Source organism: Rhodobacter sp. P2_H5 (assembly GCF_056403335.1).
Genome location: NZ_JBFUFS010000011.1, coordinates 1 through 14,815, shown reverse-complemented (window position 1 = coordinate 14,815; position 14,815 = coordinate 1). Strand labels below are relative to the sequence as shown.

The window sequence follows — 14,815 nt, the reverse complement described above, 5'->3', positions numbered from 1 at the left end:
CCCTCAACCGTAGAGGCAGTCACGCAGCTTGATCAGCCCGTGCTGCATTTCTTCTTTGGGGGCCACCAGAGCGACCCGGATATAGGTTTTGCCGGGGTTGAACCCCTTGTAGTCACGCGACAGATAGGCGCCGGGCAGGACCCGGACGCCGGTCTCCTGCCAAAGCTTCAGCGTCGCCGCCTCGCCGTCCTCGACGGGCAGCCAGAGGAAGAAACCGCCCGCGGGCAGATCAAAGCCCTGCAGGCCGGAAAAGACCTCGGCCGCGAGGCGGAACTTTTCCTGATAAAGCGCGCGGCTGGCCTCGACATGGGCCTCGTCGGCCCAAGCAGCTTCGGACACGCGCTGGATCGGCAGGGGCAGGGGGGCGCCAGCGAAAGAGCGCAGCTTGCGGATTTGCGCGATGCCCTGCGCGCCGCCCGCCACGAAGCCCGACCGCAGGCCGGGCAGGTTGGAGCGTTTGGACAGCGAATGGAAGGTGAAGACCCGTTCCGGATCGGCCCCGACCTCGGCCGCGACCTGCAGGATGCCGGGGGGCGGCGCGGTGCGCCAGATCTCGGCATAGCATTCGTCGGCGAAAATCTTGAAATCGTGCTTTTCGGCCAGATGCAACAGGTTGGCCCAATAGTCCCGGCTCGCCACCGCCCCCTGCGGATTGGCGGGCGAGCAAAGGTAGGCAACGGTGACCCGGTCCAGGATCTCGGGCGAAAGCTCGGCATAATCCGGCAGAAAGCCGGTCGCGGCGGTGGCGGGCACATAGATCGGCTCGGCGCCTGCGGTGACGGCGGCCACGGTATAGACCTGATAAAACGGGTTCGGGATCAGGAAAGCCGGCGTCTTGCCATTCTTGACCTCGGGCGACACCGCAATGGCTGCGTTGAACAGCCCCTCGCGCGTGCCGTTCAGCGCCATGATCCGGTCTTCGGCCAGGCTCACGCCATAGCGCCGCCCGATCCAGCCCGAGATGGCCGCCAGAAGCTCCGGCGTGCCATCGTTCGGCGGATAGACCGCGAAGCCCGAGATATGGGCCGCCAGAATCGGCGCCACGAACTCCGGCATCGGATGGCGCGGCTCGCCGATGGTCATGGCCACGGGCGCGCCGCCCGGCGCGTGACTGTCCAAAAGCTTCCGCAAACGCGGAAACGCATAATCCGGCAGGTTGGAATACCGCTCTGGAAACGCCATGATGCCTCTGCCCTCGGGGTCGTATCGCCCCGTTTTCCCCAAGGTAGCCGCAGCCGCAGGCGGGGTCCAGAAAAACCTAAGCGGTGGTTGGGGTTGTGCTGTGCAATTGTGGCATAATGGTTGCGGTGAAGGCGGCGGATCTCCGCCTCCGCCACGCAAAACCAAGGGCTTGCAGGCCGGGCTTTGGCGCTGGCCTAGCCCAGGGCGCGTTCGGCCGCAGCCCCCAGCCGCAGAAGCCGCGCCTCTTGCCCCGGCCCGGCCATGAAAGAGATCCCGCAAGAGGGTTGGCTGGTCGGCAGGGTCAGCACGGTCTGGTCCAGAAGGTTGCCGATCCGGGTGTTGCGCAGGGCCAGCAGGTTTTCGGTGACGTAGTAGTCGTTGTCGGTCATCAGTCGGTTGGCATTGGGCGGCAGGATGGCCGAGGTTGGCAGGATCACGGCATCATAACCCCGGCTCCGCTCGGCCCAGATGGCGCGCAGCTGCATCAGGCGGCGCCGCGCCGCGATATGGTCGGCGCCAGAGGTCTCCGCCCCGGAGCGGAAGCGTTCCAGGATGCGCGGGAACATCTTTTCCGGCGCCGCCTCGATCGCCTCGCGCCAGATGGCATAGGCCTCGGGGGTGACGAGCACGCCAGCGAGCGTCAAAGCCTCGGAAACCTCGGGGGCAGTCAGCACCGTCACCTCGGCCCCGGCGCGGGTCAGGCGCGCCACGGCATCCTCGAAGGCCTTGGCGGGTTCGGGGCGCAGGGTGTCCATGCCGACGGTTTCCAGCACGGCCAGCCGGGCGCCCGCAAGGGTGCCGCCGCCCAGATCCGGCGCGCGCTTCCCCTCCAAAAGGCCCAGCAGCAGGGCGCAATCCTCCACCGTGCGGGCCAGCGGACCCACGGTGTCAAAGCTCTCGCACAAGGGCACAACCCCTTGCAAAGACAGGCGGCCATGCGTGGTTTTCAACCCCACCAGATCATTCCACGCCGCCGGAATCCGCACCGATCCGCCGGTGTCCGACCCGATCCCCGCCGGCGCCAGCCCGAAGGCGATCGAGGCCGCGCAGCCCGAGGACGAGCCTCCCGGCACCGCCTGTTCATCATTCACGCAAGGCGGCGTCGCGGTGACCGGGTTCAGCCCCAGCCCGGAAAACGCCAGCTCCGACATATGGGTCTTGCCCAGACAGACCGAGCCCAAGAGCGTCGCCGTCTGCAAGACCAGCGCATCCTTCACCGGCACCCGGTTTTTCAGCAGCGCCGACCCGGCCTCGGTCGCCGCATCCGCAGTGTCGAACAGGTCTTTCCACGACAGCGGCACGCCATCCAGCACATGCCGGCGCAGACCGGATTTGGCGCGCGCGGCGGCGGACATCGCTTCGCCTCGGGCACGGTCGGCGGTGGTGCGGGCATAGATCCGCTCGCCCACCGGACTGGCCGCGATCGCGTCGAGGAAGAATTCAGTCAGCTCCACCGGGTTGATCTTGCCCGCCTCGATGTCGCGGCCAAGGTCGGCTGCGCTCATATGGCTCCAAATGCCGCTCATCCCGGGCCCCCGTCCTGCCTGTTCTATCGTCGGGCGCAGGCTAGGGCAGGGCGCGCCAAAGGGGAAGGGGTGGAGGCCGCGGCGCATGGACAAATCGCGGCACTGCGGCGATGATGGCCGCATGAAACAGGATGCGGATGTCGTGATTGTGGGCGGCGGGCTGAACGGCCCCGCCCTGGCCCTGGCGCTGGCGGGCGCCGGGCTGTCGGTGACCGTGGTCGATGCGCGCCCCCTGCAGGCCCGGGCCGAGGCCGGCTTTGACGGACGCGCCTATGCGCTCGCCCTCGCCTCGCAGCGCCTTCTGGCGGCGGTAGGCGTGTGGCGCGGGCTGGTGGCCCAGCCGATCCTGCAGGTCGTGGCCTCCGACGGCCGCGCGGGCGAGGGTGCCTCGCCCTTCGCCCTCCACTTCGACGCCGCAGAGATCGAGGAAGGCCCGATGGGCTTCATGGTCGAGGATCGCCACCTCTACGCCGCCTTCCTGCAGGCGATGGAGGCCGAACCCGCCATCACCCTTCTGCCCGGCGAAACGGTTGTGGCCCAAAGCACGGGCAGCGTGACCCTCGCCTCAGGCCGCGTCCTGACCGCCCGGCTGGTGGTCGGCTGCGACGGTCGCAACTCCGGCACCGCCGCCCGCGCCGGGATCAGGCGGCAGGGCTGGTCCTATGGCCAGACCGCGCTCGTCACCGCCATCGCTCACGCGCTGCCGCACAACGGCACCGCGCATCAGTTCTTCATGCCCGGCGGCCCCCTCGCCATCCTGCCGCTCGCCGGCGGCCACCACTCCTCCATCGTCTGGAGCGAGCGGGACGCTGTGGCTGCCGAGATTGCCGCCCTGGACAATTCCGCCTTTCTGGCGGCGCTGCGCCCGCGCTTCGGCGATTTTCTTGGTGAAATCCAACTGGCCGGCACCCGCTTCACCTATCCCTTGAGCCTGTCGTTGGCCGAAAGCTTCGTGGCCCCCCGCCTAGCGCTGGTCGGCGATGCGGCGCACGGCGTCCACCCGCTGGCGGGACAGGGCCTCAACCTCGGCTTGCGCGATGTGGCGGCCCTGGCCGAGGTTCTGGTCACTGCCCAACGCCGGGGCGAGGATATCGGCGCCCTCGACGTGCTGGAGCGTTACCAAAGCTGGCGCCGCTTTGACACGACCGCGATGGCGCTTGGCATGGACGCGATCAACCGCCTCTTCTCCAACGACAACCCCGTGCTGCGCGGCGCCCGCGACCTCGGCCTCGGCCTCGTCAACGCGCTTCCCGGTCTGCGCCGCAGCTTCATCCGCCAGGCCGCAGGGCTCGCAGGCAGCCAACCCAAGCTTCTCACCGGCCAACGTCTCTGAGGCCAGCGCCTCTGATTTGCGCTTGGCCGAAATACTCCCGCCGGAGGCACCCCGAGCCGGTTGGCCGCAGGCCAGAGGCGAGATGAAAGCCTTGCGCTGAAAGCGCGCCTTTTGTTGCGCCCGTGCCGGAAACCCGCCGCTTGTTGGGGTTGACTTCGGACCTTCGCGGCGTTCTATCGCTGCCAGTTCCATCAAGCCTCGCAAAGGGGATGCCTATGCACGCCTACCGCAGCCACACCTGCAACGGTCTCAATACCTCCAACGTCGGGGAAACCGTCCGCCTGTCGGGCTGGATCCATCGGGTGCGCGATCATGGCGGGGTGCTGTTCATCGACCTGCGCGATCACTACGGCATCACCCAGATCCTCGCCGACAGCGACAGCCCGGCCTTTGCCGAGATCGAAAAGGTCCGCTCCGAATGGGTCGTGCGCATCGATGGCCGCGTCAAGCAGCGCGATGCTTCCCTGATCAACCCCAAACTCCCCACCGGCGAGATCGAAGTCTATGCCACTGGCCTGACCGTCCTGGGCGAGGCCGCCGACCTGCCGATGCCGGTCTTCGGCGAGGTCGACTACCCGGAAGAAACCCGCCTGACCTACCGCTTCCTCGACCTGCGCCGTGAAAAGCTGCACAAGAACATGATGTTGCGCTCCAACGTCGTGCGCGATCTGCGCAACCGGATGTGGGATCAAGGCTTCAACGAATTCCAGACCCCGATCATCACCGCCTCCTCCCCCGAAGGCGCGCGCGACTTCCTCGTCCCCTCGCGCCTGCACCCGGGCAAGTTCTATGCCCTGCCGCAAGCGCCGCAGCAGTTCAAGCAGCTGATCATGGTGGCGGGTTTCGACCGCTATTTCCAGATCGCCCCCTGCTTCCGCGACGAAGACCCGCGCGCTGACCGCAGCCCGACCGACTTCTACCAGCTCGACGTCGAGATGAGCTTTGTCGAACAAGAGGATGTCTTCGCCGCCGTCCAGCCGGTCATTCAGGGCATGTTCCAGAAGTTCCGCCCCGATTGCAGCGTGCCCAGCGAATGGCCGCGCATCGCCTACCGGGATTCGCTCCTCTGGTACGGCTCCGACAAGCCCGACCTGCGCAACCCGATCAAGATGCAGATCGTCTCGGACCACTTCCGCGGCTCCGGCTTCGCCGTCTTCGCCAAGCTCTTGGAGCAGGAGGGCACCGAGGTCCGCGCCATTCCCGCGCCGAAAGGTCCGAAAGGCGAACCCGTCGGCCGCAAGTTCTGCGACCGCATGAACGCCTTCGCCCAGAAGGAAGGTCTGCCGGGCATGGGTTATATCTTCTGGCGTGAGGCCGAGAACGGCTCGGGCATGGAAGCCGCAGGCCCGCTCGCCAAGAACATCGGCCCGGAACGCACCGAGGCGATCCGCTTGCAACTGGGCCTTGGCCTCGGCGATGCCGCCTTCTTCCTTGGCGGCAAGCCCGAGGCTTTCCAGGCCTTCGCCGGCAAGGCGCGCAACGAGATCGGGCGCGAGCTTGGCCTCGCGGAGGTCAACACCTTCCGCTTCGCCTGGATCGTCGATTTCCCGATGTACGAGAAGACCGACGAGGGCAAGATCGACTTCTCGCACAACCCCTTCTCGATGCCGCAGGGCGGCCTCGAGGCGCTGCAGGGCAACCCGCTGGAGGTTTACGCCTACCAGTACGACCTCGCCTGCAACGGCTACGAACTCATCTCCGGCGGCATCCGCAACCACAAGCCCGAGATCATGTACAAGGCCTTTGAACTCGCCGGCTATCCGAACTCGGAAGTCGACAAGCGCTTTGGCGGCATGGTCAAGGCCTTCAAATACGGCGCCCCGCCGCACGGCGGTTGCGCCATGGGGATCGACCGCGCCGTGATGCTCTTGGCCGACGAGATGAACATCCGCGAAGTCATCATGTTCCCGATGAACCAACGCGCCGAAGACCTGTTGATGGGGGCCCCGTCCGAGCCCCTGAACGAACAGCTGCGCGAACTCCGCCTGCGGGTGGTGCCGAAAGACTGAGATACTGGACAAGAGGGCAGGGCAGGGTCACTTTCAGCGCGGAGGTGATGATGCGTCCTGCCCTTTTTTCGACCGGATGGCGATGATCTCGCCGTTTTACAGCGCCTCGGTGCCGGTGTTCCGGCATTACCTGTCGCGGGTGCAGGATATCATCGAATTTGCCGGGCCGGGGCTTCTGTCCTCCCGCATCGCCGACACCTTCCCCGCCGGCCAGCAATTCGCCACGGCCGCGGGCTTTGCCCTGCGCATCGCCTGCCCCCTGGCAGGGCGCGAGGTGCCGGACCTGCCGCAGGCGCTGGCCCCGCGTCTGGCCGTGGCCCGCGCCACCCTTGGCGCGATGCGGCCGGAGGAGTTCCTCGGCGCCGAAGCGCGGCGCTATCGCCACATCGCAGGCACCGCCGAGCTGGATCAGACTGCCGAGGAGTTCCTTTTCCTCTTCGGCCTGCCCAATTTCTTCTTCCACCTGACCTTGGGCTACGCCGCCCTGCGCGCCGCCGGGCTGGAGCTTGGCAAGGCCGATTTCGACGGGCTGCACAGCTATCCGACGGGCTTTCGTTTCCCGGAGTGACCGGGCATAGTCCGCCAAAAGAGGTGCGCCATGGTCAAAGAATTCGGAACTCCGTTGCCCGACTGGAAACCCCCGGTCCGCCCCGAGGGCGAGACCCTGACGGGGACTTATGTCCAGTTGGAACGGATGGACCCCGATGCCCATGCCGCCGACCTCTTCCGCGCCTATTCCGGCCAGGATCAGGTCTGGGACTATCTGCCCTATGGGCCCTTCTCCTCGGCCTCGGCCTATCACCGCTGGGCAAAGGAAAGTGCAACCGGCGCCGACCCGATGTTCTACGTCCTGCGCAACCGCGCCACCGGGCATTGCGGCGGCGTCGCCTCCTATCTGCGCATCACGCCCGAGGCGGGGTCGATCGAGGTCGGGCATATCAACCTCGCCCCCGAGATCGCCGGTTCACGCGCTTCGACCGAGGCGATGTATCTGATGATGAACTGGGCCTTTCGCGCCGGATACCGCCGCTATGAATGGAAATGCGATGCCTTGAACCTGCCGTCGCGCCGGGCGGCGCAGCGGCTGGGGTTCTCCTACGAGGGGATTTTCCGCCAGGCCACCGTCTACCGCCAGCGCAACCGCGATACGGCCTGGTTTGCGATCATCGACCGGGAATGGCCTGCGATGAAAGAGGCCTATGCCGCCTGGCTCGCCCCTGCCAATTTCGATGCCGAGGGGCGGCAGAAGGAAAGCCTGGCCGATCTGACCGGGCTGGTGCGGGCGGCCTCGGACCCGGCGCTTGGCTGAGGGCGCACGATTTTTCTGCGAAAAATCAGAGCGCTGCGCCTAGTCCAGCCGGAACACCTTGTCGCGCGCGGTGGCGCCCTTGATCAGGGTCAGGCGCGATTTCGCCACCCCCAGCGCATGGGCCAGAAGCTCGGCCACCGCGGCCGTGGCGCGGCCGTCCTCGGGGGCGGCGGTGACCGAGGCGCGAAGCTGACCCTCCGGGGTTTCGGTCAAGGCGGTCTTGCGGGCACGCGGGGTGACGTGGAGGGCAAAACTCGCCCCCGGCAAAGCGCGGGCAGACCAGGCGCCTTTGGGCGGGCTGTCGGAGGGAGGGGGCAAAGCTTTGGCCTTTCGCATCTGCGGGCAGGATAGCCCCTGAAGCGCGCGACGGAAAGCCAGGCTGCTTGACGTTCCACCCCTGCCGGGCCAAGCCTGTGCCAAATGGAGATTTCTATGCCTGCACCCAATTTCGAAGCCTTTGCCTTTCTCGCACAGCGCCGCTCGCATCCCGCCAAGTTCTTTACCCCCGGCGGTGCCGTGCCCGACCGCGCCGCGCTGGAGCCGATCCTGACCGCCGCCCTGCGCGTGCCCGATCATGGCAAGCTCGAACCCTGGCGGCTGATCGTGCTGTCGGGCGCCGCGATGACCCGGCTCGGCGATCTGGCAGAAGCGCGGGCCGCGGCCCTCGGCGGTGATGCCGAAATGGCCGCCAAGGGCCGCGCGATCTATGACACGAGCAAGCTGGCAGTGGCGGTGATCTCCTCGCCCCAGGCCTCGCCCAAGGTGCCCGAGGTCGAACAGCGCGCCTCGGCCCATGCGCTGTGCATGAACCTAGTGAACGCCGCCGAGGCCTCTGGCTGGGGCGCCTGCTGGCTGACCGGCTGGCCGGCGCATGATGCGACCTGGGCCGCAGAGGCCTTTGGCTGCACCGGGTCTGAACTGGTTGCCGGCATCGTCCACATCGGCACCCCAGGCCCCGAGGCCCCCGACCGCCCCCGCCCGCAGTTGGGCCGCATTGTCAGCTGGGAGGCGTAACTGGTCTTCTCCTGCTTCTTCGCGGCCCTTGGCCAATTGTCGGACCCGCGTTTCCTGCGCGTGGTCTGGCAGGGCGTGGCCCTGGCGCTTGGTCTGCTCTTCGTGATTTTCCTCAGTCTTCTGGGGCTTGTCGAATGGTGGGTGGGGGGGCAGGCCTCCTTGCCCTTCATCGGGCCGATCGGCGGCATCGGCTGGGCGGCGGGCATCGGACTTGCCCTTCTGATGCTGCTGGCCTCGGTCTTCCTGATGGTGCCGATCGCTTCGGCCTTCTCGGCGCTGTTCCTTGAACAGGTGGCCGAGGCGGTCGAGGTCGTGCATTACCCCGGACCACCCGGCCGTACCTTGGGCCTGTGGGAGGGGATCACCGAGGGCGCCGGCCTGCTAATCCTGATGATCGTGGTCAACCTTGTGGCGCTGGCCCTGTCCTTCGCGCTCGGGCCGCTGGCGCCGGTCCTGTTCATGGTGGTGAATGGCTGGCTTCTGGGGCGGGAGTATTTCCTCCTCGCCGCGCTGCGCCATATGGAGCGGGCTGAGGCGCGCGCCTTCATGGCGCGCAACATCGGGCAGGTCTGGCTGGCGGGCACGCTGATGGCGGCGCCCCTGTCGCTGCCCTTGGTCAACCTTTTCGTGCCGGTTCTGGGGGCTGCGACCTTCACCCACCTGTTCCAGCGTCTACGCCAGATTCAGCGCTGATCAGAGCTTGACGCGCGGCACCAGGCCGAAAATGTCGGTCTCGTAGGGGCTGATCCAGCCCGACATGATGACACCGCACATCAGGCCCCAAAGCACCAGTGTGATCAGCGTGGTCACCTTGGCCTTGCGGCCGATCTGTGGGTCGGTCGGTGCCGAGGCGGCGCTGCCCGGCACCACCGTGCCCGAGGCGGCCTGGCTGGTCTGGCGCGTCGGCAGGATGCAGAGGAACACCATGAACCAGGTGACGGAGAAGAGGACGATGGCGCCGGTGATGGTCATGGCTCAGGCCTGTTCCAGCTCGATCAGGGTGCCGGTGAAATCCTTTGGATGCAGGAACAGCACCGGCTTGCCATGGGCGCCGATCTTCGGCTCGCCGGTGCCCAGAACCCGCGCACCCTCGGCGCGCAGATGGTCGCGCGCGGCGATTATATCGGCCACCTCATAGCAGATGTGATGGATGCCGCCCGAGGGGTTCTTCTCCAGAAAGCCCGCGATCGGGGAATTCTCGCCCAAAGGGGTCAGAAGCTCGATCTTGGTGTTGGGAAGGGTGATGAAAACCACCGTCACGCCATGCGCCGGCTCGTCCTGCGGCGCGCCGACCTCGGCGCCAAGCGCACCGGCGTAGAGCTTTGAGGCCGCAGCCAGATCGGGGACGGCAATGGCAACGTGGTTCAGGCGACCAATCATGGGATCCTCCGGCAGTTCACCCGGTTATGGGGGCTGGGGCGCGGCGCGGCAAGAGCTGCGCTGGCCTGCGGACAGGGCTGTGGCATTAACACGCGCTTAGGGATGATGTGCTTAGTCTGGGCAAAGCCAAGGGGGATATCCGATGCCGAACCTGCTGACCCTGGAACTGCCCGATCTGACTCTGCCGGGGGAGGGGACTGCCGTGGGCCTGAATGACGTGCCTTTGCGGGGGGTTACGGTGCTGGCGGTCGAGGACAGCCGCTTTGCCTCCGAAGCCTTGCGCCTGATGTGCCGGCGTCTGGGGGCGCGGCTGCGCCGGGCCGAGTCGCTGCAGGCCGCGGCGGCGCATCTGCGGCTGTACCGGCCCGATGTGGTGATCGTCGATCTCGGCCTGCCCGATGGGCCGGGGGAGGCGCTGATTCGCGACCTTGCCACCCGGTTGCCGCGGACCGTGGTGCTGGGCATGTCGGGCGATGCCACCGGCCGCGCCGTGGCGCTGGAGGCCGGGGCGGATGGTTTCCTCGACAAGCCGCTGGAAAGCCTCGCGGTCTTTGGCGATCTTCTGATGCAATCCTTGCCCGACCAGATCGCCGGGATGGGGGTGAATGTCGAACCCTCGCTGGTGCCCGATGCTCTGGCGCTGCGCGATGATCTGGCCCATGCGGCCGACCTGCTCGACGCAGGTTTTGGCGCCGGGGATTCCGGCCCGTCCTATGTGGCAGGCTTTGTCAGGGGGGTGGCGCGCCATGCCCATGACCTGCCTCTGGCCGAAGCCGCCGGACGCGCCAGCCCGGACGAAATCCGCGCCCTGCTGCGCGACAGGTTGGCCGGGCCCGACCAGGCCTTTGCAAAGGCGCGGGCCTAGCCGGGTTACTTGCGCCGGTAAATGCCCTCTGGCAGGTTCAGCGCCGCCGCCAGGTCATCGACCTGGCGCAGCGACAGGGTGATGCGCAGGGGCTGCTCCGTCTCCGGGTCCAGCTGTTCCAGCACCACGCAATCCTCGTAAGCCTCGACGATGACGTCCTCGGCCAAGGGCACCGCCCCCTCATCGATGAGGGTGATCACGGTGGCGTCGAATTCGTGTTCGATTGTAAACATTTCTCCATGATAGGCGGCATTGCTTTTGGGTTCAACTGCCCCCGTCTTGATCTGGATCAAGGAAGCCCGGCCGCATTGCGCACAGGCTGAAACTCTTGGCAGAGGAGGCTTTCATGATTGGCTATATCGAGTCGCCCCGGGCTTGGGGTCTGACGCGGGGCATGGCGCGGGTCGTCGGGCTCAACCTGGTCGAGGCGGTGACCGATGGCTGGCTCGCCCGCCGCGAACTGGCCGAGATGATCGATACCTGCGGTCTTTGCACCCAGTCGCACCGCTGCACCGAGTTTCTGTCCGTCACGACCCAGACCAAGACCCTGCCGGCCTTTTGCCGCAACAAGGCGCAGATCGAGGCGCTGCAGCCCTGATTTGTCATGGAAGACGCCAGGGCCAGCCGCTATTGACGGCGCATGACCGACGACTTCCGCCAGATCCTCGACACCGTGCGCGACCGCGGCTCACGCTATGCCGTCTCGGGCGGGCCGGTGGCGGACCGCGCTGCGATCAAGGCCTTTCTGGCCCGGCTCAAGGCCGAAAAGAAGTTCGCCAAGGCCACCCACAACTCCTGGGCGGCGATCTTGGCGGATGGCACCCCGGTCAAGGATGACGACGGCGAGGCCGGGGCCTCCGCCGTCATCTTGCGGATGATCGAGCGCGCCGGTCTGACCGGCCATATCGTCGTGGTGACGCGCTGGTATGGCGGGGTCAATCTGGGCGGCGACCGCTTTGCCCATGTGGTGACCTCGGTCCGGGCCTATCTGTCCGAACCGGGTTAGGTATCACTCAGGCGTTGCGGAACAGGTTGATCGCCCAGGTGATCGCCCCCAGAAACACCGTGATCGAGGATACCGCGAGCACCGCTTCGGCCTTTTCCATCGGCACGATGCCACTCATCATCAGGAAAAGCGCGATCAGCAGGACCAGCGCGCCCAGCTGGTGCAGCCAGAAATGCACCTTGGCCAGCATGTTGCCTGCCAGCGCGGGAAGCACCCGGTAGGCGACGCCGAACAGCGTCATCAGGGTAAAGCCCAGAAGGTTGATATGGGCATGGACCGGCGCCAGGGTGAAATCCTGGCCGGCCGCCATATGGATGCCCATGGCGATGCCGATGATCAGATAGACTGCCCCTGCCAGCAGAAAAAGCCGCGAAATGTTCATTTGTCCCTCCGTCCTCGGGCCGCTTGAGTGCGGCCCTGTTTGCGGAGGGGCATGGTAGCGCGGTTTGGCGGGAAAAGATTCTTAAATGCTGGGTCCGACCCTGCGGCCCCAAAGGTCATAATCCCCGGCCTCTTCGACCTCGACCGTGACGATGTCGCCGGGGGCGAGGCCGTCGAAATCCTCGTCGATGAAGAGGTTGCCGTCGATCTCGGGCGCATCGGCCTTGGTGCGGCAGGTGGCGCCTTCCTCATCGACCTCGTCGACGATGACGTCGATCGTGGTGCCGACCTTGGCCTGCAGCTTGGCCTCGGAAATCGCCTGCGCTTTCTCCATGAAGCGTTCGAAACGCTCCTGCTTGACCTCGGCGGGCACATGGTCGGGCAGGGCGTTCGAGCGGGCGCCTGCGACGTTTTCGTACTGGAAACAGCCGACCCGGTCGAGCTGCGCCTCGTCCATCCAGTCGAGAAGGGTCTGGAACTCCGCCTCGGTCTCGCCCGGGTAGCCGACGATGAAGGTGGAGCGGAGGGTGATGTCGGGGCAGGTCGCGCGCCAGGCGGCGATCTCGTCCAGAGTGCGGGCGGCGGCGGCGGGGCGGGCCATGCGTTTCAGGACGCCCGGGTCGGCATGCTGAAACGGAATGTCGAGATAGGGCAGGACCAGACCTTCCGCCATCAGCGGGATCAGGTCGCGGACATGGGGGTAGGGATAGACATAGTGGAGCCGCACCCAGGCCCCAAGCTTGCCCATCTCGCGCGCAAGGTCGGTGATATGGGCCCGCACCTCGCCACCCTTCCAGGGGGAGAGGTCATGCTTGCGGTCCACCCCATAGGCCGAGGTGTCCTGGCTGATCACCAGCAGTTCCTTCACCCCCGCCTCGACCAGCTTTTCCGCCTCGCGCAGCACGGCATGGGCGGGGCGCGATTGCAGCAGGCCGCGCATGTCGGGGATGATGCAGAACTTGCACTTGTGGTTACAGCCCTCGGAGATCTTGAGGTAGCTGTAATGCCGCGGGGTCAGCTTGACGCCGGTGGCGGGCAGAAGGTCGACGAAGGGGTTGGGCTGCGGCGGCACGGCCAGGTGGACCGCATCCAGAACCGCCTCGTATTGATGCGGGCCAGTCACAGCCAGGACCTTGGGATGCGCCCCGGTGATGTACTCCGGCTCCGCCCCCAGACAGCCGGTCACGATGACGCGGCCGTTCTGCTGCAGCGCCTCGCCGATGGCGCCGAGGCTCTCGGCCTTGGCGCTGTCAAGAAACCCGCAGGTGTTCACGATCACCGCATCGGCACCCTGATAATCGGGCGAGATGGCATATCCCTCGGCCCGCAGGCGCGTCAGGATCCGCTCCGAGTCGACCAGGGCCTTGGGGCAGCCGAGCGAGACCATGCCGATGGTCGGCTGATGGCTGCCATCCGGACGGGTCTGCCGCTCGTCAGGAACGAGGGCACGGGCGAGGTCGGGGCGGAGGTTGGGCGGATTCTGCGACATGGGCGGGATATACCTGAAAGAGCGCCCGGGGTTAAGGGGCAGGATTGCACGCGTGCAAGGTGAGTTAAGGGGTTGAAATCATGCGGTTTCACGATTTCTGTTAACTTTTGCTTCATTCTTTCACGCTTGCCGGAAGCAGGATGGGCAGCCATGCTGAGGGTAAGGAGAGCCAAATGCCAGACACATCCAGCCGGAAGAAGGCCAAGAATATAGCGAAGACAAATCCGATGCACCGCGCTCTGGGTCTATTCGGGCTTTGGCTGCCAGCGCTGGCATTCACCGTTCTGAGTGCATGCACCGCCTATCTTGACGCGCGGGACAAACAATGGGCCATTCGGGCGCTGCAGCCCGTAATTGAGGCATTGGACGACTACTATTCGCGTCATCAATACTACCCGTCAACTTTGGACGAAGTCATCAAGGCCTATTCTCTGTCAGGAATTAAGGTCTGGCCTTACGGAACACCCGATCAATATACCTATTCACTGCCTGTCACAGAGGGCAGCTTCTTCTACACGACCCTACGGTCCCCGCACGGCAAGGCTTCGACACAGGGCTACGAATTGCGTTTTGTTGTTGGAGAGCAAGTTCCAACGCGTTGCAATTGGACTTCTTTGAATTCGCAATGGTTTTGCGAGAAATGAAAGAAATCTTGATCTTTAAGCCCGCACGCTGACCTTCGGCGAAAGTGCAGATATCCTGTCACTTCCCGGCGATCCCTTGAACGACAATTTCGTAATCACCACAGGGCGTTTCACTGGTGATCGCATCATCAAGACCGGTACTGATGGCCCCTACGAACTTGCCGCAAGGCACACCCATCTTGTTCAGGGCGAAGACGGTGTTCGCGCTGCCCTTGCTGTTCTTCACCCTCCTCGGCTTCCGCACCCGGTTCCGGATGCGGTGAGGTTGGACGGTAGGATGGGCAATGTGCCCATCTTCCAAGGTTAGCGCCGGCGGTCGCGGCGGGCGCTCATCGGTTGGAAGGCGACGCCGACATGGGCTTCGCAATAGGGTTTGCCGGCGACCGAGGGCAGGCCGCAGAACCAGAAGTCGTCGGTCGCGGGGTCGCCGATCGGCCATTTGCAGGTCCGCTCGGTCAGTTCCATCAGGGTCAGCCGCTTGGCGCGTTTTTCGACCTCGCGGACCGAAGCCAGGGCTTCGGGGCTGATCTCGTTGGCCGAGGGTTGCGGCGGCAGGGGTTGGCCGGCGGGGATGATCGCCTTGCGCATCGGGATCGTCGCGGGGATCGACGAGGCGGTGGCGAGGATGGCGGCCGCCGCACTCAGGGGCGCTGCCGGGGCCGGGGTCGGGGTGGGGG

20 protein-coding genes are annotated in these 14,815 nt (G+C 66.0%); 10 read left to right on the top strand and 10 right to left on the bottom strand.

Features of this window, described 5'->3' with window-relative positions; genetic code table 11:
• Positions 1–3: 3 nt before the first annotated feature.
• Positions 4–1,182: an aminotransferase class I/II-fold pyridoxal phosphate-dependent enzyme gene (locus AC1DVR_RS15255; protein ID WP_478001450.1), complete on the bottom strand. Its 1,179-nt coding sequence runs from the start codon at positions 1,180–1,182 to the stop codon at positions 4–6.
• Positions 1,183–1,376: 194 nt separating this feature from the next.
• Positions 1,377–2,708: an amidase gene (locus AC1DVR_RS15250; protein WP_478001449.1), complete on the bottom strand. Its 1,332-nt coding sequence runs from the start codon at positions 2,706–2,708 to the stop codon at positions 1,377–1,379.
• A gap of 121 nt (positions 2,709–2,829) precedes the next feature.
• Here AC1DVR_RS15250 and AC1DVR_RS15245 point away from each other — a divergent pair, with 121 nt between their 5' ends.
• The 4 genes from AC1DVR_RS15245 to AC1DVR_RS15230 all read left to right on the top strand — a co-directional run bounded on the left by AC1DVR_RS15245 (position 2,830) and on the right by AC1DVR_RS15230 (position 7,359).
• Positions 2,830–4,041 carry a UbiH/UbiF/VisC/COQ6 family ubiquinone biosynthesis hydroxylase gene (locus tag AC1DVR_RS15245; protein ID WP_478001448.1) on the top strand — a complete coding sequence of 404 codons (1,212 nt, stop codon included), beginning with the start codon at positions 2,830–2,832 and terminating at the stop codon, positions 4,039–4,041.
• A gap of 215 nt (positions 4,042–4,256) precedes the next feature.
• Positions 4,257–6,050, top strand: coding sequence for an aspartate--tRNA ligase (gene aspS, locus AC1DVR_RS15240; RefSeq protein ID WP_478001447.1), 1,794 nt, complete (start codon positions 4,257–4,259; stop codon positions 6,048–6,050).
• Between the two features lie 82 nt (positions 6,051–6,132).
• A complete protein-coding gene (locus tag AC1DVR_RS15235; RefSeq protein WP_478001446.1) occupies positions 6,133–6,618 on the top strand; it encodes a DUF1993 family protein in 486 nt (161 codons plus the stop codon).
• 30 nt (positions 6,619–6,648) lie between these two features.
• Positions 6,649–7,359 (top strand): GNAT family N-acetyltransferase, encoded by a 711-nt coding sequence (locus AC1DVR_RS15230; RefSeq protein WP_478001445.1) that lies wholly within the window; start codon positions 6,649–6,651, stop codon positions 7,357–7,359.
• Positions 7,360–7,398: 39 nt separating this feature from the next.
• Here the strand turns inward: AC1DVR_RS15230 and AC1DVR_RS15225 are convergent, their stop codons facing one another.
• The gene (locus tag AC1DVR_RS15225) at positions 7,399–7,677 is read right to left on the bottom strand and encodes a DUF167 domain-containing protein (protein ID WP_478001444.1); all 279 of its coding nucleotides are present in this window, start codon (positions 7,675–7,677) and stop codon (positions 7,399–7,401) included.
• Positions 7,678–7,791: 114 nt separating this feature from the next.
• Here AC1DVR_RS15225 and AC1DVR_RS15220 point away from each other — a divergent pair, with 114 nt between their 5' ends.
• Together AC1DVR_RS15220 and AC1DVR_RS15215 are read left to right on the top strand one after the other, a co-directional pair.
• Complete coding sequence (locus AC1DVR_RS15220; RefSeq protein WP_478001443.1) at positions 7,792–8,373, top strand: nitroreductase family protein; 582 nt, start codon at positions 7,792–7,794, stop codon at positions 8,371–8,373.
• Positions 8,374–9,066 (top strand): EI24 domain-containing protein, encoded by a 693-nt coding sequence (locus AC1DVR_RS15215; protein WP_478001566.1) that lies wholly within the window; start codon positions 8,374–8,376, stop codon positions 9,064–9,066.
• Here AC1DVR_RS15215 and AC1DVR_RS15210 read toward each other — a convergent pair whose 3' ends face one another.
• Both AC1DVR_RS15210 and mce read right to left on the bottom strand, forming a co-directional pair.
• Positions 9,067–9,345 (bottom strand): DUF1467 family protein, encoded by a 279-nt coding sequence (locus AC1DVR_RS15210; protein WP_478001442.1) that lies wholly within the window; start codon positions 9,343–9,345, stop codon positions 9,067–9,069.
• Positions 9,346–9,348: 3 nt separating this feature from the next.
• Entirely contained in the window at positions 9,349–9,753 is a 405-nt protein-coding gene (gene mce, locus AC1DVR_RS15205) for a methylmalonyl-CoA epimerase (RefSeq protein WP_478001441.1), read from the bottom strand.
• Positions 9,754–9,895: 142 nt separating this feature from the next.
• Between mce and AC1DVR_RS15200 the strand changes: the two genes are divergently transcribed.
• The gene (locus AC1DVR_RS15200; RefSeq protein WP_478001440.1) at positions 9,896–10,618 is read left to right on the top strand and encodes a response regulator; all 723 of its coding nucleotides are present in this window, start codon (positions 9,896–9,898) and stop codon (positions 10,616–10,618) included.
• Positions 10,619–10,623: 5 nt separating this feature from the next.
• On the opposite strand, the gene AC1DVR_RS15195 is transcribed toward AC1DVR_RS15200, so the two are convergent.
• Positions 10,624–10,851: a hypothetical protein gene (locus tag AC1DVR_RS15195; RefSeq protein ID WP_478001439.1), complete on the bottom strand. Its 228-nt coding sequence runs from the start codon at positions 10,849–10,851 to the stop codon at positions 10,624–10,626.
• 113 nt (positions 10,852–10,964) lie between these two features.
• Here AC1DVR_RS15195 and AC1DVR_RS15190 point away from each other — a divergent pair, with 113 nt between their 5' ends.
• Both AC1DVR_RS15190 and AC1DVR_RS15185 read left to right on the top strand, forming a co-directional pair.
• A complete protein-coding gene (locus AC1DVR_RS15190; RefSeq protein WP_478001438.1) occupies positions 10,965–11,216 on the top strand; it encodes a DUF6455 family protein in 252 nt (83 codons plus the stop codon).
• Between the two features lie 42 nt (positions 11,217–11,258).
• On the top strand, positions 11,259–11,624 hold the full coding sequence (locus AC1DVR_RS15185; protein ID WP_478001437.1) for a YigZ family protein: 366 nt from the start codon (positions 11,259–11,261) through the stop codon (positions 11,622–11,624).
• Positions 11,625–11,631: 7 nt separating this feature from the next.
• Here the strand turns inward: AC1DVR_RS15185 and AC1DVR_RS15180 are convergent, their stop codons facing one another.
• Positions 11,632–12,006 (bottom strand): hypothetical protein, encoded by a 375-nt coding sequence (locus tag AC1DVR_RS15180; RefSeq protein ID WP_478001436.1) that lies wholly within the window; start codon positions 12,004–12,006, stop codon positions 11,632–11,634.
• 81 nt (positions 12,007–12,087) lie between these two features.
• Entirely contained in the window at positions 12,088–13,494 is a 1,407-nt protein-coding gene (gene rimO / locus AC1DVR_RS15175) for a 30S ribosomal protein S12 methylthiotransferase RimO (protein WP_478001435.1), read from the bottom strand.
• 173 nt (positions 13,495–13,667) lie between these two features.
• On the opposite strand from rimO, the gene AC1DVR_RS15170 reads away from it, so the two are divergent.
• Positions 13,668–14,138, top strand: coding sequence for a hypothetical protein (locus tag AC1DVR_RS15170; protein WP_478001434.1), 471 nt, complete (start codon positions 13,668–13,670; stop codon positions 14,136–14,138).
• A 58-nt stretch (positions 14,139–14,196) separates the two neighbouring features.
• Here AC1DVR_RS15170 and AC1DVR_RS15165 read toward each other — a convergent pair whose 3' ends face one another.
• Together AC1DVR_RS15165 and AC1DVR_RS15160 are read right to left on the bottom strand one after the other, a co-directional pair.
• Positions 14,197–14,364 (bottom strand): hypothetical protein, encoded by a 168-nt coding sequence (locus AC1DVR_RS15165; protein WP_478001433.1) that lies wholly within the window; start codon positions 14,362–14,364, stop codon positions 14,197–14,199.
• A 77-nt stretch (positions 14,365–14,441) separates the two neighbouring features.
• A partial coding sequence (locus AC1DVR_RS15160; protein ID WP_478001432.1) for a GcrA family cell cycle regulator occupies positions 14,442–14,815 on the bottom strand: 374 nt, incomplete at its 5' end.